General features: G+C 65.0%; 23 protein-coding genes and 1 tRNA gene. 12 read left to right on the top strand and 12 right to left on the bottom strand.

Features of this window, described 5'->3' with window-relative positions; genetic code table 11:
• Positions 1–37 precede the first annotated feature (37 nt).
• Both DSAT_RS01235 and DSAT_RS01230 read left to right on the top strand, forming a co-directional pair.
• Positions 38–2116 (top strand): thioredoxin domain-containing protein, encoded by a 2079-nt coding sequence (locus DSAT_RS01235; protein ID WP_020885757.1) that lies wholly within the window; start codon positions 38–40, stop codon positions 2114–2116.
• A gap of 64 nt (positions 2117–2180) precedes the next feature.
• Positions 2181–2256: transfer RNA gene (locus DSAT_RS01230), tRNA-His, on the top strand.
• 62 nt (positions 2257–2318) lie between these two features.
• Here the strand turns inward: DSAT_RS01230 and DSAT_RS01225 are convergent.
• The 3 genes from DSAT_RS01225 to DSAT_RS01215 form a co-directional block, all read right to left on the bottom strand.
• The gene (locus DSAT_RS01225) at positions 2319–3068 is read right to left on the bottom strand and encodes a substrate-binding periplasmic protein (RefSeq protein WP_020885756.1); all 750 of its coding nucleotides are present in this window, start codon (positions 3066–3068) and stop codon (positions 2319–2321) included.
• A 61-nt stretch (positions 3069–3129) separates the two neighbouring features.
• On the bottom strand, positions 3130–5034 hold the full coding sequence (selB, locus tag DSAT_RS01220; protein WP_020885755.1) for a selenocysteine-specific translation elongation factor: 1905 nt from the start codon (positions 5032–5034) through the stop codon (positions 3130–3132).
• Positions 5035–5121: 87 nt separating this feature from the next.
• Positions 5122–5625, bottom strand: a complete 504-nt coding sequence (locus tag DSAT_RS01215) for a phosphatidylglycerophosphatase A family protein (RefSeq protein ID WP_020885754.1) — start codon at positions 5623–5625, stop codon at positions 5122–5124.
• Between the two features lie 124 nt (positions 5626–5749).
• Between DSAT_RS01215 and DSAT_RS01210 the strand changes: the two genes are divergently transcribed.
• On the top strand, positions 5750–6691 hold the full coding sequence (locus DSAT_RS01210; protein WP_268870145.1) for an NAD(P)-dependent oxidoreductase: 942 nt from the start codon (positions 5750–5752) through the stop codon (positions 6689–6691).
• Between the two features lie 49 nt (positions 6692–6740).
• Positions 6741–7766 (top strand): glycosyltransferase family 2 protein, encoded by a 1026-nt coding sequence (locus DSAT_RS01205; RefSeq protein WP_040370510.1) that lies wholly within the window; start codon positions 6741–6743, stop codon positions 7764–7766.
• A gap of 74 nt (positions 7767–7840) precedes the next feature.
• Here DSAT_RS01205 and DSAT_RS01200 read toward each other — a convergent pair whose 3' ends face one another.
• The 6 genes from DSAT_RS01200 to DSAT_RS01175 all read right to left on the bottom strand — a co-directional run bounded on the left by DSAT_RS01200 (position 7841) and on the right by DSAT_RS01175 (position 16480).
• The gene (locus DSAT_RS01200; RefSeq protein ID WP_020885751.1) at positions 7841–8695 is read right to left on the bottom strand and encodes a glycine betaine ABC transporter substrate-binding protein; all 855 of its coding nucleotides are present in this window, start codon (positions 8693–8695) and stop codon (positions 7841–7843) included.
• A gap of 19 nt (positions 8696–8714) precedes the next feature.
• Positions 8715–9548, bottom strand: a complete 834-nt coding sequence (locus DSAT_RS01195; RefSeq protein ID WP_020885750.1) for an ABC transporter permease — start codon at positions 9546–9548, stop codon at positions 8715–8717.
• The gene (locus DSAT_RS01190) at positions 9538–10740 is read right to left on the bottom strand and encodes a quaternary amine ABC transporter ATP-binding protein (protein ID WP_020885749.1); all 1203 of its coding nucleotides are present in this window, start codon (positions 10738–10740) and stop codon (positions 9538–9540) included. Before DSAT_RS01190 ends, DSAT_RS01195 begins: the two co-directional genes overlap by 11 nt.
• A 489-nt stretch (positions 10741–11229) precedes the next feature.
• Entirely contained in the window at positions 11230–12453 is a 1224-nt protein-coding gene (gene mltG / locus DSAT_RS01185) for an endolytic transglycosylase MltG (protein WP_020885748.1), read from the bottom strand.
• Positions 12450–12896 (bottom strand): Holliday junction resolvase RuvX, encoded by a 447-nt coding sequence (ruvX, locus tag DSAT_RS01180; RefSeq protein WP_020885747.1) that lies wholly within the window; start codon positions 12894–12896, stop codon positions 12450–12452. The genes mltG and ruvX overlap by 4 nt, the downstream gene beginning before the upstream one ends.
• 2 nt (positions 12897–12898) lie before the next feature.
• Positions 12899–16480, bottom strand: coding sequence for an FAD-binding and (Fe-S)-binding domain-containing protein (locus DSAT_RS01175; protein ID WP_020885746.1), 3582 nt, complete (start codon positions 16478–16480; stop codon positions 12899–12901).
• A gap of 192 nt (positions 16481–16672) precedes the next feature.
• Here DSAT_RS01175 and DSAT_RS01170 point away from each other — a divergent pair, with 192 nt between their 5' ends.
• The 5 genes from DSAT_RS01170 to DSAT_RS14680 all read left to right on the top strand — a co-directional run bounded on the left by DSAT_RS01170 (position 16673) and on the right by DSAT_RS14680 (position 22542).
• Entirely contained in the window at positions 16673–18265 is a 1593-nt protein-coding gene (locus tag DSAT_RS01170; protein ID WP_020885745.1) for an OpgD/OpgG family glucan biosynthesis protein, read from the top strand.
• Between the two features lie 605 nt (positions 18266–18870).
• Positions 18871–19362 (top strand): hypothetical protein, encoded by a 492-nt coding sequence (locus DSAT_RS01165; protein ID WP_020885744.1) that lies wholly within the window; start codon positions 18871–18873, stop codon positions 19360–19362.
• Positions 19363–19527: 165 nt separating this feature from the next.
• Positions 19528–20757: a cyclic di-GMP phosphodiesterase gene (locus DSAT_RS01160; protein ID WP_020885743.1), complete on the top strand. Its 1230-nt coding sequence runs from the start codon at positions 19528–19530 to the stop codon at positions 20755–20757.
• Positions 20758–20899: 142 nt separating this feature from the next.
• The gene (gene tsaA, locus DSAT_RS01155; protein WP_020885742.1) at positions 20900–21391 is read left to right on the top strand and encodes a tRNA (N6-threonylcarbamoyladenosine(37)-N6)-methyltransferase TrmO; all 492 of its coding nucleotides are present in this window, start codon (positions 20900–20902) and stop codon (positions 21389–21391) included.
• Positions 21392–21549: 158 nt separating this feature from the next.
• Positions 21550–22542 carry an HD-GYP domain-containing protein gene (locus DSAT_RS14680; RefSeq protein ID WP_161656077.1) on the top strand — a complete coding sequence of 331 codons (993 nt, stop codon included), beginning with the start codon at positions 21550–21552 and terminating at the stop codon, positions 22540–22542.
• Positions 22543–22586: 44 nt separating this feature from the next.
• On the opposite strand, the gene DSAT_RS01145 is transcribed toward DSAT_RS14680, so the two are convergent.
• The 3 genes from DSAT_RS01145 to DSAT_RS01135 all read right to left on the bottom strand — a co-directional run bounded on the left by DSAT_RS01145 (position 22587) and on the right by DSAT_RS01135 (position 24429).
• Positions 22587–23378: an amidohydrolase family protein gene (locus DSAT_RS01145; protein WP_020885740.1), complete on the bottom strand. Its 792-nt coding sequence runs from the start codon at positions 23376–23378 to the stop codon at positions 22587–22589.
• Between the two features lie 19 nt (positions 23379–23397).
• Positions 23398–23826 carry an acyl-CoA thioesterase gene (locus tag DSAT_RS01140; RefSeq protein WP_020885739.1) on the bottom strand — a complete coding sequence of 143 codons (429 nt, stop codon included), beginning with the start codon at positions 23824–23826 and terminating at the stop codon, positions 23398–23400.
• 225 nt (positions 23827–24051) lie between these two features.
• Positions 24052–24429 carry a hypothetical protein gene (locus tag DSAT_RS01135; RefSeq protein WP_020885738.1) on the bottom strand — a complete coding sequence of 126 codons (378 nt, stop codon included), beginning with the start codon at positions 24427–24429 and terminating at the stop codon, positions 24052–24054.
• A 162-nt stretch (positions 24430–24591) separates the two neighbouring features.
• On the opposite strand from DSAT_RS01135, the gene DSAT_RS01130 reads away from it, so the two are divergent.
• From DSAT_RS01130 to DSAT_RS01125, 3 genes are all read left to right on the top strand, one after another.
• Entirely contained in the window at positions 24592–25269 is a 678-nt protein-coding gene (locus tag DSAT_RS01130) for a LexA family transcriptional regulator (protein WP_020885737.1), read from the top strand.
• Between the two features lie 311 nt (positions 25270–25580).
• The gene (locus tag DSAT_RS15595) at positions 25581–25745 is read left to right on the top strand and encodes a hypothetical protein (protein WP_020885736.1); all 165 of its coding nucleotides are present in this window, start codon (positions 25581–25583) and stop codon (positions 25743–25745) included.
• A gap of 87 nt (positions 25746–25832) precedes the next feature.
• Positions 25833–26459, top strand: coding sequence for an FMN-dependent NADH-azoreductase (locus tag DSAT_RS01125; protein WP_020885735.1), 627 nt, complete (start codon positions 25833–25835; stop codon positions 26457–26459).

The following is a 26459-nucleotide window of genomic DNA, read 5'->3' as shown; positions in this document are numbered from 1 at the left end:
GCCGCATCTGGTCCATGATCGAACGATCGGAGGGATCATGACGCGCCACGAAAACCGCCTCGTCACCGAGAAGAGCCCATATCTCCTGCAGCACGCCCACAACCCCGTGGACTGGTATCCGTGGGGCGAGGAGGCCTTCGCGGCCGCGCGCGAGCGCGACGTGCCGCTCTTCGTCTCCAGCGGCTACGCCACCTGCCACTGGTGCCACGTCATGGAGCGCGAGTGCTTCGAGGACGAGGACGTGGCCCGGCTCATGAACGAGGCTTTCGTCTGCGTGAAGGTGGACCGCGAGGAGCGGCCCGACGTGGACGCGCAGTTCATGACCGCCTGCCAGATGCTCACCGGAGGCGGCGGCTGGCCGCTGAACGTTTTGCTGACGCCGCAGGGCAAGCCCTTCTTCGCGGCCACCTATATCCCGCGCCAGAGCATGCCCGGCCGACTGGGCATGCTCGATCTCGTGCCGCGCATCTCCCAGGTCTGGCGCGAGGAGCGCGACAAGGCCGAGAACGCGGCCGAACAGATCGTGCGCCACATGCACGACCTTGAACGGGCCATGACGCACGGAGCTTTCGGCCCCGAGGCGCGGGATTTGGCCGCCAAGAGGCTGGCCGCGCGCTTCGATTCCGAGCACGGCGGCTTCGGCGAGGCACCCAAGTTCCCCACCCCGCATCAACTATTGTTCCTGTTGCGTCAGCACCGCCGCACGGGCGAGGCGCATATTCTCCAGATGGTCGAAAAGACCCTCACGGCCATGCGCCTGGGCGGCATCTGGGACCACGCGGGCTTCGGCTTCCACCGCTACTCCACGGACGAGCGCTGGCTTTTGCCCCACTTCGAGAAGATGCTCTACGACCAGGCCATGCTGCTCATGGCTTACTCCGAGGCGTATGACGTCACGGGCGAGCCCTTGTTCGCGCGCACGGCGCGCGAGATCGGGGAGTACCTGCTGCGCGACCTGCGCGACGAGGGCGGGGCGTTTCATTCGGCCGAGGATGCGGACAGCGAGGGCGAGGAGGGCCGTTTCTACGTCTGGAGCAAGGACGAGCTTCAGGCCGTGCTCGGCCCGGACGCGGCCTTCGCGGCAGGCGTCTTCGGCGTCGAAGCCCAGGGAAATTTCGAGGACGAGGCCACGCGCGAGCGTACCGGCGCGAACGTCCTGCATTTTTCCATGAGCCCGGAGGCCATGGCCGGGGCGCTTGGCATGGACGAGGACGAGCTTTTGGAGCGCCTTGAGGGCCTGCGCGAGCGCCTGTTCGCGGCGCGCGCGCGGCGCGTGCGACCCGCCTTGGACGACAAGGTGCTGGCCGACTGGAACGGGCTTGCCATCGCGGCCATGGCCCGCGCGGGCAGGGCGGTGGAGCCCTCCTTCGCCCAGGAGGCGGAAAGGGCGGCGCGGTTCATCCTCGCGCACATGCGCATGCCCGACGGGCGGCTCATGCACCGCTGGCGCGACGGCCAGGCCGCCGTGCCCGGTCTGCTCGCGGACTACGCCTTTCTGGCCCACGGCCTGATCGAGCTTTCCGAGACCCTGGCCGACGCGACGTGGCTTGGGCACGCCGTCTCGCTCGCCCGGATCATGCTCGACGACTTCGAGGACCGCGAGCATGGCGGCTTCTTCATGACCGCCACGGGAGGCGATCTGCCTGTGCGTCAAAAAGACATCCACGATGCGGCCCTGCCCTCGGGCAATTCCATGGCCCTGATCGTGCTGCGAAAGCTCGCCCGCGTGACCGGGCACGAGGATTTCGACGCGGCGGCCGACCGTCTGCTGGCCCACGCCGGAAGCAAGGGCGCGGCGCATCCCGAGGCCTTCACCATGCTCTTGTGCGGACTTTTCCTGGGCGAGGGCGGCGCGGACGTGATCGTCACGGGGAGGCGGGACGCCGAGGACACGCGGCTGTTGCTCGATGTCGCGCGGCAGGTCTACGCGCCCGAGGCCACCTTTGTCTTCCGCGACGCGGACGATCCCAAGCCAGCCGAGGAACTGTGCCCCCTGGCGCGGGGCCGGGCCATGCAGGACGGCAGGGCCACGGCATACGTCTGCCGCGCCAAGCGGCATTGCGAGGAACCCGCGACCGATCCGGAAGTTTTCGCACGGCTTTTGGCCGCGACGTGATCCTGGCCGTCGCTCTCCCTTGACAAAGAAGCCAGGGCTGTATATCTGACTGTTCCTCTTTGTGGCGGACGTAGCTCAGTTGGCAGAGCACAAGGTTGTGGCCCTTGGGGTCGTGGGTTCAAGCCCCATCGTTCGCCCCACACGAAGATGTGCCCCGTTCGGAAGAACGGGGCTTTTTCGTTTTCGCGGGATGCCGCCCCGCTTACGGGGCGAGGCCGTGCTTGCGCAGGATGGATTCGTAGCGACCATCGGCCTTGATGATCCGAAGCCCCCGGTTGAAGGCGCGCATCGTTGCATCGGCATCCGGGTAGGTCTTGGAGACGAGCAGGCAGTTCTCGTTCACGCTGAAGGGTTGTCCGGCCACGGCGACCATGTCTTCCCGGCCGGGCAGGAGTTCGGCCACGATGGCCCGTCCCGCCATCTCTTCCTCCAGTACCACGTCCACCCGTCCCGCCAGCAGCTTCCTGAACGAGGCCAGGGAGGTGCTGGCGTATTCCACATGCAGGCCCGCCTCCGCGAGCCTGGCCTCGTAGTGGTAGCCGATGGCCCCGCCGATGAGCATGGGGCGCAGGTCGTCAAGGGTTTGGAATTCGAATCCGGGAAAGCGCTCTTCGAGAAAGAAGAACTTGTCCTGAAGAACCAGGAAGGTGTCTGAGAAATCGAAGACCTTGGCGCGTTCGCCGGTCCTGGCGTAGGGGAACGAGGCAAAGGCTTCGCCGTTTCGCACCGTCGCCTCACAGCGCTTCCAGGGCATGAACTCGATATGCGCCGAAATTCCGGCGGCCGCGAAGGCCTCGGTGACGATCTCGGCCGCGAAGCCGTGGCCGGGCAGGTCCTTCGAGACGAAGGGCGGCCATTCGTCCACCACGAGACGCACTTCGGCGCAATGGCCCCGTGCGGCGGGTAGGGCGAGGAAAAGCACGCTGCAGATAAGGAGCGTAATTCGTTTCATGGACGTCTCGATGCGGTTCGCCTTGCGTCGTTCGAGAATGAAGCCGTAGAACTTCAGCGCCTCACCGTTTGCGCAGAAGGCGCTTGTCGCCCACGCGGACGGTGATCTTCTCCTTGTCCAGCCACTCCAGAACCGGGATCGCGTACTTGCGCGAAAGGCCCGTCAGGTCGCGCAGCGAGGCTGGCGTGAGGTCGTCGTTCGTGGCGAACCACTCGGTGATGCGGGCCACGAGCGACTCGACGGCCCCGGCGGCGAAGAACATGTCCTCCTTGACCTTGACCAGTTCTCCCTGCTCCACGAGCATCTTGAACAGGGAGGCCGCGGCCTTGGCGTCCAGGCCCAGGGGGTCGAGCACGTCCTTCAGGTTGGGCGGCGTGATGCCTCCCTTTACGTAGGCCGCCATCACGGCCTCGCGCGCCTTGGCCTGGTCCGAGGCCAGCGAGACCTTGTGGCCAGGCAGGCGCAGGATTTCCTGCTCTTGGACGATCTCGTTTTTGCGCACGAGCCGTTCCACCAAGAAGTGTACGAGCTTTTGCGGCAGGGTCTTGGAGAATCCCGAGGCCAGTTCGCCCCGCGTGAGCCCCTGGCGCAGCGGCTCGCGGCGGTGAAATGCGGCCAGGTGGTCCAGGATGCCGCGCCGAAGTTCGTCCACGACGCTTCCGGCCACGTAGGCCCGCTCCTCGCGGTCGAACATCAGCGCCTGCTGTCGCCCTCCGAGGTCGGAGAGCACCTTTTCCAGCGTTTTACTCTCCAGATTCGTGGCCACGAGCAGCCGGGCGAAGGAGAGGCCCGCAGTACCCGCCATTTCGAGTTGGAAGAGGGTCAGTTCCTCGGGCGTGGCCTGGGGCAGGGAGGACAGCCGCGCAGCCTGCACCGAACGGCGCTTGAACTTGCGCTGGTAGGGGCCGAGCACCACGCCGCCGCCGATGGTCCGGAGCGGCGAGTGCGAGCGCATCACGAAATGGTCGCCGAAAACTCCGGTCAGGGGCTCCTCGAAGCGGATCTGGGCCGGGGCGCTCTCGCCCGGGGCCAGTTCGTCTCGGTCCAAAAGATAAACCCTGGCCATGACCTCGCGGCTGCCGTGGTGGAAATGAACCTGCTTTCGGTGCTTGAAGGGCTTTTGCATGGACGACAGGAGCGTGACGCGCGCGTCCCAGACCTGGGAAGGGAAGAGCGCGCCCTGCGGGGCCAAAACGTCGCCGCGCGAGATGTCCTCGACCTCCGCGCCGGAGACGTTCACGGCCGTGCGGCGGCCCGCCTCCACGCGCTGCACGCTCGCCCCGTGCGATTGCAGGGAGCGGACCTTCACCGGGATGCCAGTGGGATAGACGACCAGATCGTCGCCCACGTCCACTGCCCCGGACGTCAGGGTGCCGGTGATGACCGTGCCGTAGCCCTTCATGGTAAAGACGCGGTCCACGGGCAGCCGCGTGAGATCGGAGCGCCGCCGGGCCTTGTGGGCCTTGACGATGTCCATGATCTCCTGGCGCAGCCGGGCGACGCCCTCGCCGTTCACCGAGGAGACCGGGACCAGGGGCGCGCCTTCGAGGAAGGTGCCGCGTAGAAACTCGCGCACGTCCTCGCTGACCAGTTCGCGCCACTCCTCGTCCACGGCGTCGATCTTGGTCAGGGCCACGAGGCCGGTGGCGGTGCCGAGCAGGGAGCATATCTCCAGGTGCTCGCGGGTCTGTGGCATTACGCCCTCGTCCGCCGCGATGACCAGCATCACGAAATCTATCCCGGCCGCGCCCGCGACCATGTTCTTCACGAAGCGCTCGTGGCCCGGAACGTCCACCACGCCCACGCGCTGCCCATCGGGCAGGTCGAGATAGGCGAAGCCGAGTTCGATGGTGATGCCACGTCGCTTCTCCTCGGCCAGCCGGTCGCAGTCGATGCCCGTGAGCGCGCGCACGAGCGATGTCTTGCCGTGATCGATGTGTCCGGCCGTGCCCATGATGACCGCCATGGCTCCTCCTTGTCCCTTGCGAGCGTAATCGCTTTGTCTACTCCCATCGCCCGTTCGCGGCAAGCCGCGCGATCCGGGCACGGGGGCCTACGCGGCCAGACGTATGAGCGCCAGCGCCGCCATGGCGTAGATTCCGGCCAGAACGTCGTCGAGCATGATCCCGAAGCCGCCGGGCAGCCAGTTCTCGGAACGCCGGATGGGCCAGGGCTTGGCGATGTCGAAGACGCGGAACAAGACGAAGCCCGCGATCAATTGCCAGGTCGGCAACAGGAAGAAGGGCAGGAAGGTCAGCCATTGGCCGAGCACTTCGTCGATGACCACCACGGAAGGGTCTTTGCGGCCGAGGACCGCCTCGGCGCGGCTCGCCGCCAGTCCGCCCAGCACGAAGAGCGCGGCCAGCGCGAGCAGGCGGCCATAAAGGTCCAGATGCAGGAAGAGGACGGGTGCGAGCAGCACGGCGGCAAGCGATCCGGCCGTGCCGGGGGCTTTGCCCACGCGGCCGATGAAGCCAAGCGTGGAGAAGGAGAGGCACAGGGCGTCCAGCCCTGTCGGGCGGCGCGGCTCGCGGTCTTCGGTGGAATCGTCGTTCATGGTGGGCTTTGTTCCCGTTGTCGTGGCGCGGTGTCGTTATAGTAACAGGGTGCGCGGCCCCGGCGCAAGACACAACGTCTGCGCTGCCCGGCCCTGGGGATAAGGAGCGGCGCGCAGGGTGACGCTGCGGGGCAAAGCTGGTAGCTTTTCCCAGAGCGATCAACCGGGAGGAATACGCATGAAAGGCATGAAGATAGGCTGGATCGGCGTGGGCGTGATGGGGCGCTCCATGTGCGGGCATCTGATGGAAGCGGGCTGCGCCGCGCGGGTCTACAACCGCACGGCCGAAAAGTGCGCGCCGCTGGCCGGAAAGGGCGCGGTGGTCTGCAAGACCCCGGCCGAGGTCGCGGCCGAGAGCGACGTGATCTTTTCCATCGTGGGCTTTCCCTGCGACGTGGAGCAGGTGCTGCTCGGCGAGGACGGGGTTTTGGCCCACGCCAAGCCCGGCAGCGTGGTCGTGGACATGACCACCTCCGAGCCCTCGCTTGCGGTGCGCGTCTACGAGGCGGCCAAGGCGCGCGGCATCGCGGCCCTGGACGCGCCCGTTTCGGGCGGTGATCTGGGCGCGCGCGAGGCCACGCTCGCGATCATGGTCGGCGGCGAGGCCGAAGCCTTTGAGCGCGTCAGGCCGCTTCTCGAAACAATGGGCAGGAACGTGCGCCTCATGGGCGGGCCTGGTGCGGGCCAGCACACCAAGATGTGCAACCAGATCCTGATCGCGGGCACCATGATCGGCGTGGTGGAGTCGCTGCTCTACGCGCAGCGCGCGGGCATGGACCTGGACGCGGTCATCGACGTCATCGGCAGCGGCGCGGCCGGATCGTGGTCCATCAACAACCTGGGCCGCCGCATCGCCAAGGGCGACTTCAACCCCGGCTTCTTCATCAAGCACTTCGTCAAGGACATGGGTATCGCCCTGGCCGAGGCCAAGGCCATGAACCTGGCCCTGCCGGGTCTGGCCCTGGCCAACCAGTTCTACGTGGCCGCGCAGGCCATGGGGCTGGAGAACCTGGGCACACAGGGGCTTTACCAGGTGCTCGAACGGCTGAACGGGATTGCGCGGTAGCATCACGGCTTGAGAGCCGGGCGGCCAGAACCGTCCGGCTTTCCCGCATATGAAAAGATCGCCCCTCGTTTCCGTCCTCATGCCCTGCTTCAACGCGGCGGCGACGCTTGCGGCCGCGCTCGAAAGCATCCTGGCCCAGACCCTCGGCGACTTCGAGGTCGTGGCCGTGGACGACGGCTCCACGGACGCCACGGCCGAGGTGCTGCGGGCTTTCGCCGCGCGCGATACGCGCATCCGGCCCGTCTTCGCTCCGCACGGCGGCATCGTGGCCGCCTTGAACGCCGGGCTCGGAGTCTGCCGGGGCGAACTCGTCGCGCGCATGGACGCCGACGACCTCTGTCTGCCCGAGCGCCTTGCGCGGCAGGCGCGGATGTTTACGGACGACCCGTTGCTCGGCGTGGCCTCGTGCCGGGTGCGTTTTGGCGGCTGCGAGAACGCCTGCGCGGGTTACGCCGCCTATGTGGAGTGGATCAACGGGCTGCTCGGCCACGAGGAGATGGCGCTCTCGCGCTTCGTGGAATCGCCCCTGGCGCACCCTTCGGCCATGCTGCGCCGCGACGTCCTCGCGCGTTACGGTGGATATGCGGCGGGCCGCTTTCCCGAGGACTACGAATTGTGGCTGCGGCTCTTCGCGGCCGGGGTCCGCTTCGCCAAGCATCCGGACGAACTGCTCGTTTGGAACGACCCGCCAAACCGCCTTTCGCGCACCCACGAGAACTACGGGGTGGACGCCTTCTATGCGCTCAAGAGCGAACATCTCGCGGCCTGGCTGCGCGCAAACGCCGCCTCCTGGCCCGAGGTCGTTGTCTGGGGCGCTGGCCGCGTCTCGCGCAAGCGGGCGGAACTGCTGGCTGCCCTGGGCGCGCGGGTGAGCGCGTACGTGGACATCGACCCGAGGAAGATCGGGCAGCGGCCGGGCGGGGTGCGGGTGATCGCGCCCGACATGCTGCCCGCGCCCGGAGCCGGGCCGTTTCTGTTGACCTACGTGGCCAGCCGCGGCGCGCGCGGCGAGATCGCGGCGCACCTCGCGGCGCGCGGCTATCTCGAAGGCGCGCACTACCTGCACGCGGCCTGAGTTTGGTGACAAGCAAAGAGGCCGCCCCGTGAGAGGCGGCCTCTTTGTCTAACCCAAAGTGTGAACGGGGCGGGTTACTGGCCCAGCCACTGCTTCACCAACTCGGGGTTCTCGTCGATGAACCTCTTGGCGTTGGCGTAGCGGTCGGAGCCGGGCTCCTCGTTCCAGGCCATGACCATCTGCAACTGCTCCGGGTTTTCCCAGTGGAAGCGGTCGAGGAAGGCGTAGACCTCGGGCATGTCGTCCTTCAGGCCCTTGCGCACGATGGTCGCGATGTGCTCCTCGTCGCCGAGCACGCCCTTGGGGTCGTCGAGGTACTTCAGGTCCCACTTGCCGAACATCCAGTGGGGCGACCAGGCAGTGACCACCACCCAGCGGTTGTTGCGGATGGCGTCGCCCAGCGCGGCAGTCATGGTCGCGCCGCTGCCTTCCATGAGCTCCATCTTGTTCATGCCGTATTCCTTCACGGCGTCCTCGGAGAGGCGCATCAGGCCCGCGCCGGGGTCGATGCCGATGATCCGGCCGCCGAACTTGTCGGCGTTGGCGTTGACCTCGTCCAGGGAGGAGATGGTCACGTACTTGGGCACGGCCCAGCCGAGCTTGGCGCCGCCCACGATGGGGCCGAGGTTTTCGACCCGGTTCTCCACGGACTTGAGGTAGTCGGCGTGGGTCACGGGCAGCCAGGCTGTGACCATGCCGTCCACGTCGCCGGTGCCCACGGCCTGCCACATGGCGGCGGCTGCAACGGGCAGGATCTCGACCTCGTAGCCCATTTTTTCCTGGAGCACGGCTTGGGCCACGGCGGTGCTGGTGGCGGCGCAGTCCCATTCGACATAGGCTAGCCGGACCTTCTTAGCCATGGCGGGCATGGTCAGCCCAAGACAAAGGGCAAGTGTGAACATCACGGTAAGGAGTTTTTTCATACGCATGTGAACCTCCCGGTTAGGGTTACTGTTGTTTCTTTTCGCCGAAGCGCTGCAAAACGCGGTCGAGGATGATGGCCACGATGACGATGCCGATGCCCGCCTCGAAGCCTGCGCCCATCTGCAGGCGCTGGATGGCCCGCCAGACTTCGCCACCCAGGCCCTTGGCGCCGATCATGGCCGCGATGACCACCATGGACAGGGCCAGCATGACCGTCTGGTTCACGCCCGCCATGATCGTGGGCGTGGACAGGGGCAGTTCGAGCTTGACCAGCCGCTGCCAGCGGGTGGACCCGAAGGCATCGGCGCATTCCTTGAGTTCGCGCGGCACCTGCTGGATGCCCAGGCAGGTCAGGCGGATGGAAGGCGGCATGGAGAAGACCACGGTGGCAAAGACCGCCGCGACCTTGCCCAGGCCGAAGAAGGGGATGGCCGGGATCAGATAGACGAAGGCCGGCATGGTCTGCATCACGTCGAGCACGGGCATGACCACGCGCCTGATAGGCGTGCTGACCGCCGCCAGGATGCCCAGGGGAATGCCAAGGGCGATGGCCGTGAGCGTGGAAATGAGCACCAGGGCGATGGTTGAGACCGTGGCCGCCCAAAGGCCCATGTTCCAGATCAGACCAAGGCCCAAAAGAGTGAAGGCCGCGACGCCGGATTTCCGGGTCAGCCTGAAGGCCAGGGCAGTGGCCAGGATGATGAACAGCCACGGCGGCAGATACAGAAGACCGCCTTCCAGGGCGGAAAGCCCCGTATCCATGATCGCGGAGAAGCCCTTGGTCAGCCAGGAGAAGTTGTCCACCAGAAAATTGATGAAGCCTTCGATGGTGCTTCCAATGGGAATTCTAGGAATCATCCGCATTCCTCCCCCGCTCGGCGATGGCTCCGAGCAGTGCGCCGCGAACGATGACGCCCACGATGCGGCCTTTCTGGTTGGTCACTGCAAGGGGATAGGGCAGATCGTGCATGATCTGGATCAGTTCCTGGGCGGGCGTGTCCGGGCTCGCGGTGGTCAGGTCCGTGCGCATGATGGCGGAAAGATCGCGCTCTCCCGCCTCGATCTGGCGTACGCAATCCTCGGCTGAAACGATGCCTGTGAGGCGGTGGTCCGCGTCGAGCACGAAGAGGCTGGAGATGCTCTCCTTCTTCATCTTGCGAAGAGCCGCCCGAGGCCCGTCGTGCTCCAGGTAGGCTACCGCGGCCGGTTTGCGCATCACGCTCTCCGCCACGAGCACCTTGGTGATGTCCACCTCGGCCACGAAGCGCGAGACGTAGTCGTCGGCCGGGTTGGTCAGGATGTCTTCGGGAGTGCCTATCTGCACGATGGCCCCGTCTTTCATGAGCACGATGCGGTCGCCGAGCTTGAGTGCCTCGTCGAGGTCGTGACTGATGAAGACGATGGTCTTTCTCATCTCCTCCTGCAGCGAGAGCAGTTCGTCCTGCATGTCGCGGCGGATGAGCGGATCGAGCGCGGAAAATGCCTCGTCCATGAGCAGGATCTCCGGATCCAGGGCCAGGGCGCGGGCCAAGCCCACGCGCTGCTGCATGCCTCCGGAAAGTTGCGAGGGGTAGGAGTCCTCCCAGCCCGCGAGACCGACCTTTGCCAGGGCTTCGATCGCCTTTTCACGACGCGAGGCCGGGTCCTCGCCCTTGACTTCGAGGCCGTAGGCGGCGTTCTCGGCCACGGTGCGGTGCGGGAAGAGGGCGAAGTTCTGGAAGACCATGCCGAGCTTTTCGAGCCTGAGGTTGCGCAGTTCGTCGGGAGAAAGCGCGGTCACGTCGCGGCCGTCGATGAGCACGCGGCCGCGGGTGGGCTCGATGAGGCGGTTCAGGCAGCGGACGAGCGTGGACTTGCCGGAGCCCGAAAGCCCCATGACGACCACGATCTCGCCCTTCTTGACCTCGAAGGAGGCGTTGTTGACACCCACGCCCAGGCCAGTCTTTTCGAGGATTTCCTGTTTGTCCACTCCTTGTTCCAGGAGCGGAAAGGCTCGTTCCGGATTCGAGCCGAAGATCTTGAATAGGTTTTCGACGACAATGCTGCTCATTCGTCTCCCTGTGTTTCGCGATTTGATTCGTTGTCTATGGAGGCGTGTTATCATACATGCTGAAGATCATCTGTCAACCCCACATGTCTTTCATGGTATTTGAATGCATGATTATGCATTAATGCAGCTGGCCATTGAATAGTATATGGTGTTATGGATGGAATTTAATGGTAAATGTAGAGTCATTTCTTTAGCCAGCAATGGCTACGGTGGCTGTGCGACGTATCTTTCATTCATGTCCGAGAAGTGGAATGCAGTTTTCCTTGGATTATGTAAATTTTGCCTTTCCCAGGGCAGTGGGAAAGGGGCAAGGGCATGTAAAGCGGGGCGGCTGGGAAAAAGGGCTGCAAACGGGGAGGGAAGGCAAAAAAAGATACGTCGGCGTTTGCGGCCAGAAGGGGATGGCTCGTGCGCCGGAGTGTTCGGTCTGGTGCGGGTCGGTTTCCGGCCCCGTGTTGCACCGCGCTGGACGATGCCAGGCGGAGGCGGCTAACGGCGGTTCAGGATGTATCGCCGCACGGCCCGGTTGTGTTCTTCCAGGTTGGTGCTGAAATGATGCGTGCCGTCCATGCGCGAGACGAAATAGAGGTAGCGGTGTTCCTCGGGGTCCACGGCCGCCGCGAGCGCCGCGAAGCCAGGCGAGCAGATCGGGCCGGGGGGGAGGCCGCCGCGCTGATAGGTGTTGTAGGGGTTGTTGCGGTCGTCGAGGTGCCTGCGCCTGAGCCTGCCCTCGAAGCCCGGCCCCAGGCCGTAGATGATCGTGGGATCGGCCTGCAGGAGCATGCCGATGCGCAGCCTGTTGGCGTAGACCCCGGCCACGCGCCGACGTTCGTGCGGCTGGCCCGTCTCGCGCTCCACGATGCTGGCCAGGATGACCAGCCGGGCAAGCTCGTCGGAGCCGGGTCGCCCTTCGGGCCAGATCAGGGAGGCGGCTCGGCCGAACTCGCGCAGCATGGCTTCGACCACGGGCCTTGCGTCGTCGTCGTGGGGGCGGGGGAGGAAGTACGTCTCGGGGAAGAGGAAGCCCTCGGCCGAATCGAAGGGGATGTTGTGCGCGTCGAGCAGGGCGCGATCGTGCACGGCCCGCTCGAAGCTCTCGAAGCTGCCGAGCCCCGCCTCTTCCACGAGGCGGCCGGTCTCCCACCAGGTCAGCCCCTCGCGAACTTGCAGGCGGTGCAGGATGGGCTGGCCGCGCGTGAGGCCCGCGAGCACGGTCAGCGGGCTTTTACCGCGCGGCAGGAGGAACTCCCCGGCCTTGAGGCTGCCGCCCGTCTCTGTGAGGCGCACGAGCAGGAGGAAGGCCCGGGCGTCGCGGATCAATCCCTGCCCTTCCAGGCGCTGCGCGATGCCGTGAAAGCTGCTGCCCGGGGGAACCAGGAAGACGACCTCGTCGGCATCGGGGGCGGGAGCCTTGGCGGCGTCGATTTCGGCGTGCTCCGGCCGAGCGGCTTCCCCGCTTAAGTCCTCGGTCTCGCCCGCCATGCCGTGCTGCGCTGCGCCGTGGTCCGCATTCGGGGCCGCGTCGTCGGCGATTTCGGAAGCAGGGGCTGGCGTGATCGGGGGCGTGGTTTCGAAACTCGCCTTCATCGCTGTGGGAGGCGGCGCGAGCAGGAAGACGCCCGCGCCAACGCTAGCCAAGCCGAGCGCGGCCATGAGCGCGAGCGACGTGCAAAGGAGCACGGGCAGGGAGAAGACGCGCCGCAAGAGCTTCACGAAGCCGGCTCCGTGGCGTCCGTCGGGGCTGCCGTTCGGCGCTCGGCCAGAAAGCTTTCCAGGATCACTGCGGCGGCCTCGGCGTCGAGCCTCGCCTTGGTCTTCTTGGCGCGTGCGCCCGATTCGCGCAGCCTCGCCTTGGCCTCGCTGCTGGTCAGCCGCTCGTCCACGAAGTGCACGGCCAGGCCCGTGCGGGCCGCAAGCTTGCGGCCGAAATCGAGCGCTCGGCGCGACGAGGGGGTTTCCTCGCCGCCAAGCGACAAGGGGAGGCCCACGACCAGGGCCGCGACACCCTCCTCGGCCACGAGCCGGGCAAGCTCGGCCAGGTCGCGTTCCTCGCTCGAGCGAGGCATGACGCCGCGCGGCAGGGCCATGCGTCCCAAAGGATCGGAGAGGGCGAGTCCGAGCTTCTTGGTCCCGAAATCGACCGCCAGCACGCGCACCGCTACAACTCCACCGCCAGCCCCTGAACGAGCCTCAGGCCGTCGTGGGCGATCGCTCCGCCGATCGCCGTCAGGAGTTCCTTGCGCCAGTTCTCGCCGCACTCCAGGCGGGCCAGAAGCTCGACCGTGTGCAGCACTTCGCGTCCGGCCAGAGCCTCTGGACCCATCTCGATCAGGCAGCGCATGAGCCCCACCTTGCACGAGGGGCAGCCCACGACCACGGGCGCTTCGCGGCCCGCGCGCATCAGGTCGATGGCCAGGCGCTCCTTCTTGCGCTCGCGCAGCCGGTTGTAGATGGCCGGCGAGGTCAGCGCGCCAAGCCCGGATTCGCCGCAGCAGCCGGGCGTGTGCAGCACCTGGGCTCCGGTCAGCCCGGCCAGGACCTTCTGATATATCCCGGCGGCCTTGTTCGGGTGCTGGCCGGTCCATTCGGCATGACAGGCCGCGTGGTAGATGATGCGTTCGGGACCGCCCTCGGCGCGCTCCATGCGTTCGGAGAGGAACTGCGCCGCGTCCAGGTGGCGGGCCTTGGGACCGAAGGTGGCCTCGATGCCGTGGCGCGAGAGCGACTCGCGGCAGGTGCCGCAGGAGGTCAGCACGCTCGTGACCTTGAAGCCCTTGCGCGCGGCCTTGTCCAGCACCATGCGGATGCGGGCCACGTTGGCCCCGTAGTTGTTCAGGTAGGCCTCCTCCAGGCCTTGGGCCAGGAGGGGATAGCCGCAGCACAGGTGGCGGTCGGGCAGAATCACGCTCACGCCCCGGCGCAGGAGCAGCGCCAGGACCGCGAGGCCGATGTCGCGGTAGAACAGCCCCGCGCCGCAGCCCGGGAAGTAGAAGACGGTCTCGGGCACGTCGCGGGCGTCCTCGATCTCGCGCGGAGCGATGAGGAAGGCGTCGTCCAGGCCGATGGCCTCGGCCAGGTTGGCGAATCCGGGCGCAGGGCCCTTTTCGCGGAAGACCGGACTCTCCAGGCGGCTGCGCCAGGCCTTGGGGATCAGCCCCAGGCCGACGTTCTGCATCTGCTGGGCCAGCGAAAGGGCCTTGGCCGCCGTGGGCACGCGCTTTTCCGGCGCCTGGGCCAGGAAGTGCAGAATGCGGCTCTTGAGCGGATGGCCGCCCGCCTTTTTCTCCTCCAGGAAGGCGCGCATGTGCAGGGCCACGTTGGAGGAGTCGATCTTCACGGGGCAAATGCCCGCGCATTTGCCGCAGGCCGTGCAGTGCTCCATGATGCGCCGCAGTTCGCCCATCAGCCGTTTGTCCGGGCGGCCGGTGTGCAGGAGCGAATAGTAGATGGCCTCGATGAGCGCGCCCAGGGCGATGTTCTTGTTGCGCGGATGATAGAGGAACCCTGCGCGCGGGTGATACATGGGGCAGACCTGCTTGCACTTGCCGCAGCGGGTGCAGGTCTGGATGCCCGAGAGCAGGGTGATGAGCCGCTCCTTGTCGGGCAGGGCGGTGGTGGAGAGATCCTGGATCAAGCGGTTGAAGGAGAAGGTGTAGGGCTCCACGGTCAGTTCGCGGCTCACGAGCTTGCCGGGGTTGATGATGCCCTTCGGGTCCACCTCCTGCTTGTAGGCGCGCAGCGCGTCGATCTTCTCCTGCTCCAGGTGGCCGATCTTGGTGATGCCGATGCCGTGTTCGCCCGAGACCGCGCCGCCCAGCGCCATGACCTTGCGGAAGAGCTTTTCCACGGCCTCATGCACCAGGCCGAGCATTTCCGGGTCGTTGGAGTTGACCGGGAAGTTGACGTGGCAGTTGCCGTCGCCCGCGTGCATGTGGTTGGCCACGATGACGCGGGTGGCCTGCATGTCGCTCAGGATGGCGTCCAGGGCCTCGCGTTCGGCCGGATAGCGGCTGCGCAGGTCGTGGAAAAAGTAGGAGGCCTGCACCTCCAATTCCTGATCCGAAAGGTCTTTGACCGTGACCACGCCCTTGAAAATGTCCTTCACGAAGGCGAATTCCTGGTCGATGAAGGGGTCGGCCGGGTCCACGCCCGCAAGGTCCGTGACCTTCTTCAGGGCCTTTCTGTAGGCCACGGCCATGTAGTGCAGATTCATGTTCTCCAGGAAGTCGGAGAACTCCGGGATGACCTCCAGGGGAATGACGATATCCTCGTTGACCTTGAAGCCCGAGGTGCGCTTGGCGATGGCCGAGAGTTTGTGGCGGTCTTCCCAGAAAATCTCGGCCTGACGGTCGTCCTCGGCGGAGAAGACGTCCACGTTGTCGAAACGTCCGGAAATGGTCACGATGTCGGAAACGGCCTGGGCCAGGGCCTCCTCGTTGTCGGAGTCGAGCTGCACGAGCAGGACCGAGATGGGCTCGCCCTCGTAGGCGCCGGATTTCTTGGCGTAGCCGATGGCCTGCACGTATTTGGGGCCGAACTCTTCCAGGGACGATATCTTGACCAAGTCGCCCGCGTCGCGGATGCGGTCGCGCAGCGCCACGATGTCCTTGATGACCAGCATGGCGTTGTGCATGCTGCGTCCGAAGAATTCCAGGCACAGTGTGCGCGAAAGGGCGGGCTTTTCGTGGAGCACGAAACAGCCCTCGACGATGACGCCGTCCACGCCTTCTTTTTGCACGCCGGGCAGGCCGCCCAGGAACTTGTTGGAGACGTCCTTGCCCAGGTTCTTGCCCCGGATGTCGTCGCCCGAAAGGGTGATGGTCCGCGTGGTCTCGCCCTGCTCGTTCCTGATCTCGAAGACGGCCGCCTCCCCCGGCATGATCTTGTGGCGGGGGTGGTTCATGCGCACGACCTCGATGAGCTCGCCCGAGGGCATGACCATGGAGTAGGAGAGGATGTTGTCCAGGGTCACGCCGTATTCGAAACAGAACGGCCCGCCCGAGTTCTCGGAGATGTTGCCGCCGATGCTCGATCCCGCCTTGGAGGCCGGGTCCACGGTGAAGAGCAGATTCTGCTCGGCTGCGGCCTTGATGGCGTCGGCCGTGATCACGCCCGCCTCGGCGCACAGGGTCATGGAGTCGGGGTCGATGTCGCGGATGGCCTTGAGCTTGGAGAGCGAGAGGACGACCGAGCGCGTGAGCGCGGGGATGGCCCCGCCCGTGAGCCCTGTGCCGCCGCCGCGCGGGATGAGGGCGAAGCCCATCTCGGCGGCCAGGCGCACGATGGCCTTGACCTCGTCCACCGTGCCCGGCGCGAGCATGAGCATGGGCAGTTCCATGCGCAGGTCCGTGGCGTCGGTGGCCGTCTCGATGAGGCTGCCGCGCGTGGTGACGACGGCCTCCCTGGAGACCAGCGGTTCCAGGCGGCGCAGGATCTCGGCCTTGAATTCCTGCTCGTCGTCGAAATCCTTCCAGAACCGCTCCATGCCCTGGCGCACGCGGCCGCAGCAATCTTCCCCAAGGGTGGGGCAGGCTTTTTCCAGGGCCTCGGTCACGCTTTTCCGCACGAGCCCCGGATCGATGAAAGGGTTGTAGCGCACGAGGAACATCTCGCCCGCCAGGGCGCAAACTGTCTCGCGCACGCCCGTGGGCCAGGCGGCGGTTTCCGCGGCGGGGATGCCGAGCACTCGCGGCACGAGCCGTTCAAGTGGTATGGAGATGTGGGGACCTTTGTTGGGCATGGGTTCGCTTCGTCTCGAACGGCCGGGAGGCCGGGGGATTTTCCTTCTCGGGAAGAGAAGAAGAGTAAGATGTATGATGAGGATTGGCAAGCATGTGAAGGCGACCTGGGCTTGCAAGAGTCAGGGGAACCGGATAGGAGCCCGCCCACGTATTTTCGGCTTACCGCCGGAAACCAAAAGGAGCATACGACAATGACCGCGACGACGGTTGCGCGCCGCGTGCGCGCCTTCGCAGCCGCTTGGCTGCTCGTGATCCTGGCTGCCGGTTCGGCCTTCGCCGCAGGCAAAGAGACGCCCTTCTCCTTCGAGATGGTCGTGGCCAAGGCCAGGGCCCTGGCTCAGGAGCCTTACGCCTCGGAATCCGACCCGCTTCCGGAGTTCTTCAGGAATCTCGACTACTCGGGCTTCGGCGAGATCAGGTTCAACGACGAGAACATGCTCTGGCGCAAGGAAAAGGGCCCTTTTGCCGTGGCCTTCTTCCATCGCGGCTACCTGTTCACGAAAAAAGTGACCATCAACACCGTGGAAAAGGGCGCGGCCAAGGAAGTGCCCTTCTCCGAGAACTACTTCAACTATCAGAAAAGCGCCTATCCCCACGGCAAGCTTCCGAAGGACCTGGGCTTCGGCGGTTTCGTGCTCTTCCATCCGTACGAGCAGGGCGGGGAGTACCGGGAGTGCATGGTCTTTCTGGGTGCGAGCTATTTCCGGGTCAAGGGGCGGGACATGGAATACGGCCTCTCGGCGCGCGGACTGGCTATCGACACCGTGCTGCCCTCGGGCGAGGAGTTCCCCTATTTTCGGGAGTTCTGGATCGTCAAGCCCGAGAAGGATGCCGAGTCCATCACGGTGTACGCGCTCATGAACAGCCCGAGCGTCTCCGGCGCGTACCGCTTCGATCTGACTCCCGGCGAGACGCCGGTGGTGGACGTGCAGTCACGCGTCTTCGCCCGCGCGGACATCAAAAAGGTCGGCGTGGCGCCTCTGACGAGCATGTACTGGTATGGAGAGAACACCGGCCGATTCCCCAAGGAGGTGCGGTTCATCGACGATTTCAGGCCCGAGGTGCATGACTCGGACACGCTGCTCATGCACACCGGCGCCGGCGAGTGGCTGCTTCGCCCCCTCATGAATCCCAAAAGCATTCTGGTGAACACCTTCACGGACGAGAACCCGCGCGGTTTCGGCCTCTTGCAGCGCGACACCAACGTCTGGAACTACCAGGACATCGAGGCGGTCTATCATCTGCGGCCCAGCGCCTGGGTGGAGCCCAAGGGCGACTGGGGGCCGGGCCGGGTGGAACTGGTGCAGATCCCCACCGACGCCGAGATATACGACAACATCGTCTCCTACTGGACGCCGCAGCAGGAAGTCCGCGCGGGCGACGCCTTGTCTTTCGACTACCGTCTGACTTATTTCCACGGTTCGCTGCAAGACGTTCCCCCGGCGGGGTACGTGCAGGCCACGCACCAGATGCGCGGCGGCATGTGCGGCTCCGAGCCTTGTCGCGACGCGGTGCCCGGCACGCGGCTGTTTGTGGTCGATTTCGCGGGCGGAGAGTTGCCCGATCTGCCCGCCAACGCGCCCGTGGAGGCGGTGATCAGCCTCTCCGAGGGCAGCATCGCCAAGCTCATCACGGTCAAGAACCGTTTCATGGACGGCTGGCGCGTTTATTTCGAGGTCGCGCCGCCCGAAGGCGAGCCCAGGCCCATCGAAATGCGCGCCTACCTCAAGCGCGGGGATGACATCCTTACCGAGACTTGGTCCTACGCCTGGATGCGCGACTAGCAGACTGTTGAAAAAGCCCCGTCTGCCGCGTTGCCACGAAAGCGCCGATCCCTCGTGTATATTTTTATACACGTCGGGCCCGGCGCTTTTTTGCGCCTTGCATCCGGCGCTTTTTGAACAGTCTGCGGGTTGAAAAAACCCCGTCTGCCGCGCTGCCGCGAAAGCGCCGATCCCTCGTGTATGTTTTTATACACGTCGGGCCCGGCGCTTTCTCGCGCCTTGCATCCAGCGCTTTTTGAACAGTCTGCGGGGTTGAAAAAGCACCGTCTGCCGCGTTGCCACGAAAGCGCCGATCCCTCGTGTATATTTTTATGCACGTCGGGCCCGGCGCTTTTGTGCGCCTTGCATCCGGCGCTTTTGGGACAGGCTGCGGGCGTTGCTCTTCGAGTGGCCTGGGCTTGTTGACAAACCCCTCTTTCAGCGGCCTGGGCGCACTGAAGCCAGCCTAGGCTTTACGTAACGGCGAATCCGCCCCTGTTGGACGCCCTGTCGGCCCGAACCGGACCGGCGGGGCGCTCCTGTTTCCGGAAATGCCGTATTATTCCCGCCGTCGCCTTGCGCGGGGCATGAACGTGGGGTAGATATAGCGCAAAGGAGGCCGCCGCATGCCCCTCATCGACTACGCCGAGACGCTGGACAAGCTGCAAAAGGCCCTGGCGGCCCGCTACGCCAAGGATTCCGGCGTGCTGAACGCCCCAGGCAGCGCGGTGGCCTGCAAGATCGACCAGAACTACTGGCTCGTGGTGGAGCCGCTCTTCTCCCAGAGCCTGGCCGCCTGGTCCGGCGTGGCGCCAGAGGCCGCGCTTGAGACGCTGGTACGCACCGGCAACATGATCTCGCGCGCCGAGGCCGACGGGAGCCGCTCCCACACCCTGCGACTGCGCGTTTCCTGGCCCACCAGGCCCGAGGGTCTGGAAGTGGAGGCCGGGTTCGTGCTCGCGGAGTTCATGGAGCGTGCCCTGGCCATCTATGCCCGGACGGACGCGGTCCATGCGCTCTCGGACCTGCGCGTCAAGGCCGCCGAACAGGAGCGGGTGCTTCACTTCTTCGAGGGAAAGACGCCCCCAGGTCGTTGGACGTACGACGACCGGCCCTGAATTTGCATAAATTTTCGTTGCGTCGTCGACATGCATTGCCGATTAGCGTCGAGCATGTCCGATGCGCTCGCTCCATGGGCGTGGGGCGTGGCGGTTCTTTTTTCTTTTGCGAGAGCGGAACGTAACGATCCTGCGCGGCCTTGGGCCGCGTCGGCGAGGGGCCATATGTCCAATACCGTGAAGAAATCCGAGCGGTGCGACGACGCGCCACACTTGAGGCGCATCCACATCGACGACCTCGAAGTCGGGATGTACGTCGAGAAATACGGCCAGGGAACCTTCAAGGACCCTTTCGCCTATCCGCGCCAGGAGATCGTGGCCGTGGAGCAGATAGAGTTCATGCGCAAGAGCGGGGCTGTGGACGTCTTCATCGACCCCGGGCGGGGTGTGGGCGGAACGATCGCGCCGGACAGCGGCCTGCCGCTCGAATTCCTCGCCCTGGAGCACAAGATTCCGTTCGTGGACGAACTGCCCGTCGCGGCCGCGATCCACGCCAAAACGCTTCGCCACGCGCGCGACCTGATGGACGCGGCCAGGCGGCACGGCCGCCTGGACCACGCGGCCTCGCGCGAAATCGTCTCGGACATCGCGGCAAGCGTTGACCGCAACGAGTCCGCCGCCGCCTGCCTGGCCAAGCTCGGGGCGCGAAACGGCTACCATGTGGCCCACCTTGTCAACGTCGGCATCCTGGCCGTGCTCTTCGCCCGGCATCTGGGAATGTCCGAGGCCGAGACGCACGAGTTCGGCTTGGCCGGGCTTTACCATGATATCGGTAAGGCCAGGTTGCCCGAAGCCATCCTGAACAAGCCCGGCCCCCTTTCCCCCTGGGAGCGGAAACTGGCCCGCAGCCACGCCGTGGAAGGCTACCGCCTGCTGCGCGAGACGGACGGCATTTCCGAAGCCGTGGCCGGGGCGGCCCTGGAACACCATGAGCGGCCGGGAGGCAAAGGCTATCCGCGCGGTCTGGGTGACGGCGAGACGCACCTTTACGGCCGTCTCCTGGCCGTGATCGATGTCTTCGACGCCATCACCTCGGACCGCCCCTACGCCAGGGCCAAACCCGCAGCCGAGGCCTTCCGCCTCATGTACTCCATGCGGGGCAAGGAATTCGAAACCAGGATTTTGGAATTATTCATCAAATCCATGGGGATATTCCCGGTCGGCAGTTTTGTGCGCCTGAACAACGGGCATTACGCCGTGGTCTGCGAGGCCAATTCGGACCAGCCGCTCAGGCCCTCGGTCAAGCTCGTCTTCGATCCCCGGCTGCGGCCCTGCCGCGCCGAATTCGTGGATCTCGCCGACGCGAGCGGCCCGGACGGTCGCAACCGCCTGGAGATTCACGAAAACCTGGACCCGAGGCTGTTCGGGGTCGATGTCCTGCGCCTGCTGACCTGAATTCGGCCGCGCTCCAGGTAACCTCTCTCGCCTTTCCAGGCGGGTTGCGGGACGACGCGTCATGCGGCACAGTGTCCGTGCGGCCGTCTTCCCCCCCATTCGCGCCCGCGCATTCCTTCGAATCACCGAAAAGGAGCGCCCCATGGAATTCGTTTATCGCGCCATCGGTCTTGTCCGCTCGCCCCATGTCCGGGCAGAGGGAGCGCCCATCCAGCCAGCAGGCGCACGGGGCGTCGCGGGTCGCATCGAGCTTCTGCCCGAGCTTGCCCCGGGTCTCGACGACCTCGAAGGCTTTTCGCACCTCTTCGTGCTTTATCACTTCCACCACAGCCGGGGTTTCGAACTGTCCGTGACGCCATTTCTGGATGGCGATCCACACGGCGTCTTCGCCACGCGCGCACCGCGCCGCCCCAACTCCATCGGTTTGTCTGTGCTGCGTCTGGACAAGATCGAAAGCAACGTCATCCATCTTCTTGATGTGGACCTTCTCGACGGCACGCCTGTGCTCGACGTGAAACCCTACGTTCCGGCCTTCGACACGCCCGAGGGCGAAGTGCGTGCGGGTTGGCTGGAAACCTCGGGTCAGGGCGCGCGCCACGCCCGCGCCGATGCCCGGTTCACGCGCGGCGGTTGACGCGGGGCAGGGAATTCCCTTCGGCATCGCCGAAAAATGTGGCAAATATTTTCCGTTTTGTGCTATGCGAATTCGCATGGCTTCTATGCGTACGCATGGAAAACGGAGGCGGTATGGGACGAGGGGCATTCGCGTTTGCGCGGGAGAATATAGGCAATGTGGCGAAGGCGACGGCTATCGTCTGCCTGATTCTTCTAGTGCGCGAGATCGTGGTGGGCACAGGCGGCATCAAGTACGCCTACTCCCATCTCCTCTATGTGCCCATCATTCTGGGTGGGTTCCTGTGGGGCATTGTCGGCGGCGTAACCCTGGCAGTGCTGGCCGGAATTGCCGCGGCGGGCATTCCCATCGATACGGCCACGGGAGAGGTGCAGGAAACGGCCAACTGGCTTTTGCGGGCGGTCATCTTCGTCCTGGTGGGTGGACTCAACGGCCTGCTCATGGGAGTCAAGGACGCTTACATCCGCAGGGTGAAACAGATGCTCGGCGAGGCCTGCTCCTTGCTGAGCAACGTTTTCGGCGGCTTCTCCACGGCGATATCCTCCAAAGACACCTATACTGGGAATCACTGCCAGCGTGTGGCCCACAACGCCTACTCGATCGGTCGCCAACTCGGCCTGCCCGAAAGGGAGAGCCAGCGACTGTACTGGGCCGGGTTGCTGCATGACGTGGGCAAGATCGGCGTGCCGGACAGCATCCTGAACAAGCCGGGCAAGCTCACCGACGCCGAGTTCAACGCCATTCGCAAGCACAGCAAGGAAGGCTGCGACCTGGTGAATTCCATCGCCGAATCCTTGGAAGGCATCGCCAAGGGAATCCGTCATCATCACGAGCGATGGGACGGCAAGGGCTATCCGGATCGCGCCAAGGGTGAGGATATACACATTTTCGGGCGCATCATCGCCGTGGCCGACGTCTTCGAGGCCCTGACGACCAAGCGCCCCTACCGCGACGCCATGCCGGTGGAGGCCGCTTTGCAGGAAATCCGCAAAGGCAGGGGCACGCACTTCGATCCACTGGTCGTGGACGCCTTTCTCTCCGCCTACAAGAGCGGTCAGATATGGGTCGGTGAGAACAAGGCGGCGTGGTGCGTCCTGCCCTCGAACGTGGACGAGGAAATGGTCAAGGGCTGTCTGCACTGCCGCTGGTGAGCCCTGTGCCGCCAAAGAGCATGGGAGGCGGCGCGGCTTGGGGCTCAGGCGAGTCCGAGCAGGCGCGCGCCGTTCTCCATGAGCATCTGCACCTCGCCACGGCTCAGACCCACGCGCCGCATGAGTTTTTCCACCTCGTCGCAAGGATCGAAGAGCGGATAGTCCGAGCCGAAGAGGATGCGTTCGCGCGGGTGACGTGCGAAGATGGCTTGCAACAGATCGTCGGGGATGAAATCGAGGCTGGACGAGGTGTCGAGGTAGACGTCGCGTCCGGCAAGTTCTTCGAGGGCCCAGCGCCAGTGCAGGTAGCCGCCCAGGTGCGCGGCGATGATCGGTGTCTCGGGAAAGCGGTCGATGAGCGCTCCAAGCTTGATGGGACAGGAGGGGTTCTTGTCCGGCGGCAGGCGATCGCCCACGTGGAACATGACCGCGAAGCGCCCGGCAGCGGCTTCGAGCACACGCAGGAAGGCGGGGTCGTCAAGGAAGAAGCCCTGGAAATCGGCGTGGAATTTGAGTCCCCGGATACCGTTTCGCTCCAGGCGGGCAAGTTCGCCATCCAGATCCACGAATCCTGGATGCAGGGTCCCGAAAGCCACGATGCGTGGATCGCTGCGCTGCAATTCGATGGCCCAGGTGTTGGCCGGAATCACCTGGGCGGGATCCGTGGCGGCCACCAAGGCCACGACCTTGTCGATTCCGGCCGCCTGGGCGCGGGGCAACAGGTCGTCCACCACGCCCGTGCCCACGGGCTCGATACCGTAGTGGGCCTTGAGGTGGGCCAGGGCCTTGACCGCGATCTTGGGATGGAAGGCGTGCGTGTGGATGTCGATGCGCATGGGGAAGGTTTTTCGTCCGTCAATCGATGAAGAGGGCTTTCAGCCAGTCGGGGATGCGCACGCTTTTCCAGTCCGGGCCGATGGACGCATGCACGGTCGTGCCGGTGGTCAGCAGCGTCTGCAGGTCGGGCGGCCCCCAGACTTGATATACGAAGGTGACGGAGGCGCGACCCCACTCGGACACGGCGCAGCGCACCGCGACCTGCTCGTCGTAGCGTGCGGGGCGGAGATAGCGGGCCTCGGCCTTGAGCACGGGCAGAAGGATGCCACGTTTCTCGATCTCGGCGTAACTCATGCCGCGATCTCGGATGAGTTGGCTGCGGGCGCGTTCGAACCAGTGCATGTATTCGCCGTAGTAGACCACTCCGGCGCTGTCGGTTTCGCCGTAGGAGACGTGAAGGTGAAACCAGGCGTCGGGCACGGGGAATTCGTCGTTTCGAGTTGTCATGGCGTGCTCCTTTCGTCGCGAGGCGCGAATGTAGGCGAAACGGCGTTCTTTGGCAGCAAAAAAATCGCCGCCGGGCGCCAGGCTACTGAATAGGCCCCATCTGCTACGTTGCCGCGAAAGCGCCGACCTGGCCGCGTCGGTCCCGGTGTTGTTTTGCGCCTTGCGTCTGACGTTTTTTGAGCAGCCTGGGAAATGAAGCTTGTCAACAAGCTCACCGCGAAGGGGTCAATCCATGTGGCCGCGAGCCTCGCGAAGGTCGTCCAGTGGGGGCAGGGGGACACCCAGTTCTCGCATGGCTTGTGCGTGGCGGTGCAACTCCTCGCGTGCGGATTCGATGGCCCGGCGGGTGCGAACGGCGCGCAGACAAAGCCAGGAGGCCGTGGCGAGCGCGCCGAGGAGGGCCACGCGGCCGAGAAGGTCATAGTCGTAGCCGACGAGAATGGCGAACAGGAGAAGCGCGGCGATGACGCACAGCGAGCGCAGGATGAAGGCGTGCTCGCTTCTGTGCGTTGCGAGCAGGAAAGAGGTCACGAGCAAGAGCGCGTTCAGTTTCTCGATGCGGCGCTCGCGGCCGGAAACATGCGACGGGTTCTCGGTATTCATGGGCCACCTGAAGGCACCCTAGGCGCGCGGGATGCGAGGGAAAATTATTTTTTGTTGTTAATCTCGTTGACATTGGTTAACATCGCGGGTATCGAAAATGCGTGGCACGTGATACGTGTCACCTGTCCATAAGGGGCCACAAGGCGCAGGCAGGAGGAAGCGGTGAGCGCGACGGCATTCGAGAGATTCTTCGCCAGGGTGTGCAAGGCCGCGGGCATAGAGTCGCAGCAGGAACTTGCCCGGCTTCTGGGCGTGAACCGCTCGGCAGTGACCCAGGCCAAGCGGCGCGGAGTCGTTCCCGCGGCCTGGCCCGATCGGCTCGCCCGGCACTACGGCTACGACGCGCAATGGCTCGAGACGGGCGAGGCGTCATTCCGAAACCGGACCGCTTGCCAGGAGGCGGAGGTCTCCCGGGCATTTTCCGAGGACGAATTCAGTGCCGTGCCCAAAGTGCGCGCGCGGCTGTGCGCGGGCGGCGGGTCGTTCGAGAGCGGCGCGGAGGTCGAGGAGTACTACGCCTTCAGGCGGCAGTGGTTGTCGCGCAAAGGCCGGGCCGACAGCATGGTGCTCATGGACATCTTCGGCAACTCCATGGAGCCGGAAATCCGCGAGGGCGACACCGCGCTCATCGACCAGTCGCAGCAAAACGTGATAGCGGGCGGCATCTATGCGGTCGGCCTGGAGGACACGGTCATGGTCAAGCGGGTGGAGAAGCGGCCCGGTGCGCTGGTGCTGCTCAGCGACAATCGGGATTATTCGCCGATCGTCCTGCAGGGTGAAGAGATTTCGCAGGCGCGGGTCATCGGCAAGGTGGTCTGGATAGGCCGCGAATACCGCTGAACCTTGTCTGTGCGGAACCGATCTGCGCGTTGTCGCTGGCGGTGGCTGTCAGCGGGCGGTGCTTGGGCGCGCAGCCGGTACGTTGCTATCCGCGTGGCTGTGGCGAGTCGGACAAGGCCGTGCGAGGGTTGACGGAGGTTGCTTCTGGCAGTGGGCTAGTGGTTGGAATCGGATAACCGCGATCCGGGGAGATCGCGCGAAACGCGAGGTGCGTTATGCATGGCAACAGGGCCGTACGGCCTGTTTTTTCGGGCCCTGGTGTTAATTTTTGTGAACAAATGTCGTTTGCGACGAAGCAGGAGGTTGAGACGATGCAGCGCAGGATGTGCGAATGCGGCAGGGACATCTGGGTACAGTACAGGATCAGCGGCACGGTCTGCCGACCGGTCTTCTGGAGCGTCAGCCTCAGGGCCGGCCGCACGGTGCACGTCTGCCCCTCGTGCGGCGCGTTTTTACACATCGACGCACTCCAGTAGCCGGTCACGTCTCAATGGTGTTGTCCAAGAGGCCGGTTATGGGCTAGGGTGTGCGGGAATCAGCAGATTTCCGCATGGAGGACAATCATGAGCCGACTTCTGTATCTCAAGACCTCGCCACGCTCCCGGTCCCATTCCGTGACCGTGGCGGACGCGTTCGTGGCCGCCTTTGCGGCCGCTCGGCCAGATGTGGAGATCGTCACGCGCGATCTGTTCGCAGAGGATCTGCCGCCTTTTGACGGACCGACCTTGCAGGGCAAATACAACGTCATGCACGGGCTCGATTACTCGCCCGAGGAGCGGAAAGCCTGGGACGAGGTCGTGCGCATCATCGAGGATTTCGCCTCGTTCGAGCGCTACGTGCTGGCGGTGCCCATGTGGAACTTCTCGATCCCCTACCGTCTCAAGCAGTACATCGATATCATCTGTCAGCCGACCCTGACCTTCATGCCCAAAACTGACGGGAGCTACGAGGGACTCCTGAAAAACAAGCGCTGCTACGTGAGCTACGCGCGAGGCGGTGTTTATACGCCCGGCACGCCCGCTGCCGACATCAACTTTCAGTCGACCTATCTGGAATTCATCCTCGGCTTCATGGGCATCACGGACGTGGTTACGACGGCCGTGGAGGGCACCCTTATGGGGCCGGAGGTGACCGAGAAGTCAAAGGCCGAGGCGTTGTCGCGGGCCAAGGAACTGGCAGCGTCTTTCTGA

Origin of the sequence: Alkalidesulfovibrio alkalitolerans DSM 16529 (assembly GCF_000422245.1) — a bacterium.
GTDB classification, from domain to species: Bacteria; Desulfobacterota; Desulfovibrionia; order Desulfovibrionales; family Desulfovibrionaceae; genus Alkalidesulfovibrio; species Alkalidesulfovibrio alkalitolerans.
This window is presented reverse-complemented; position numbering and strand designations above follow the sequence as displayed.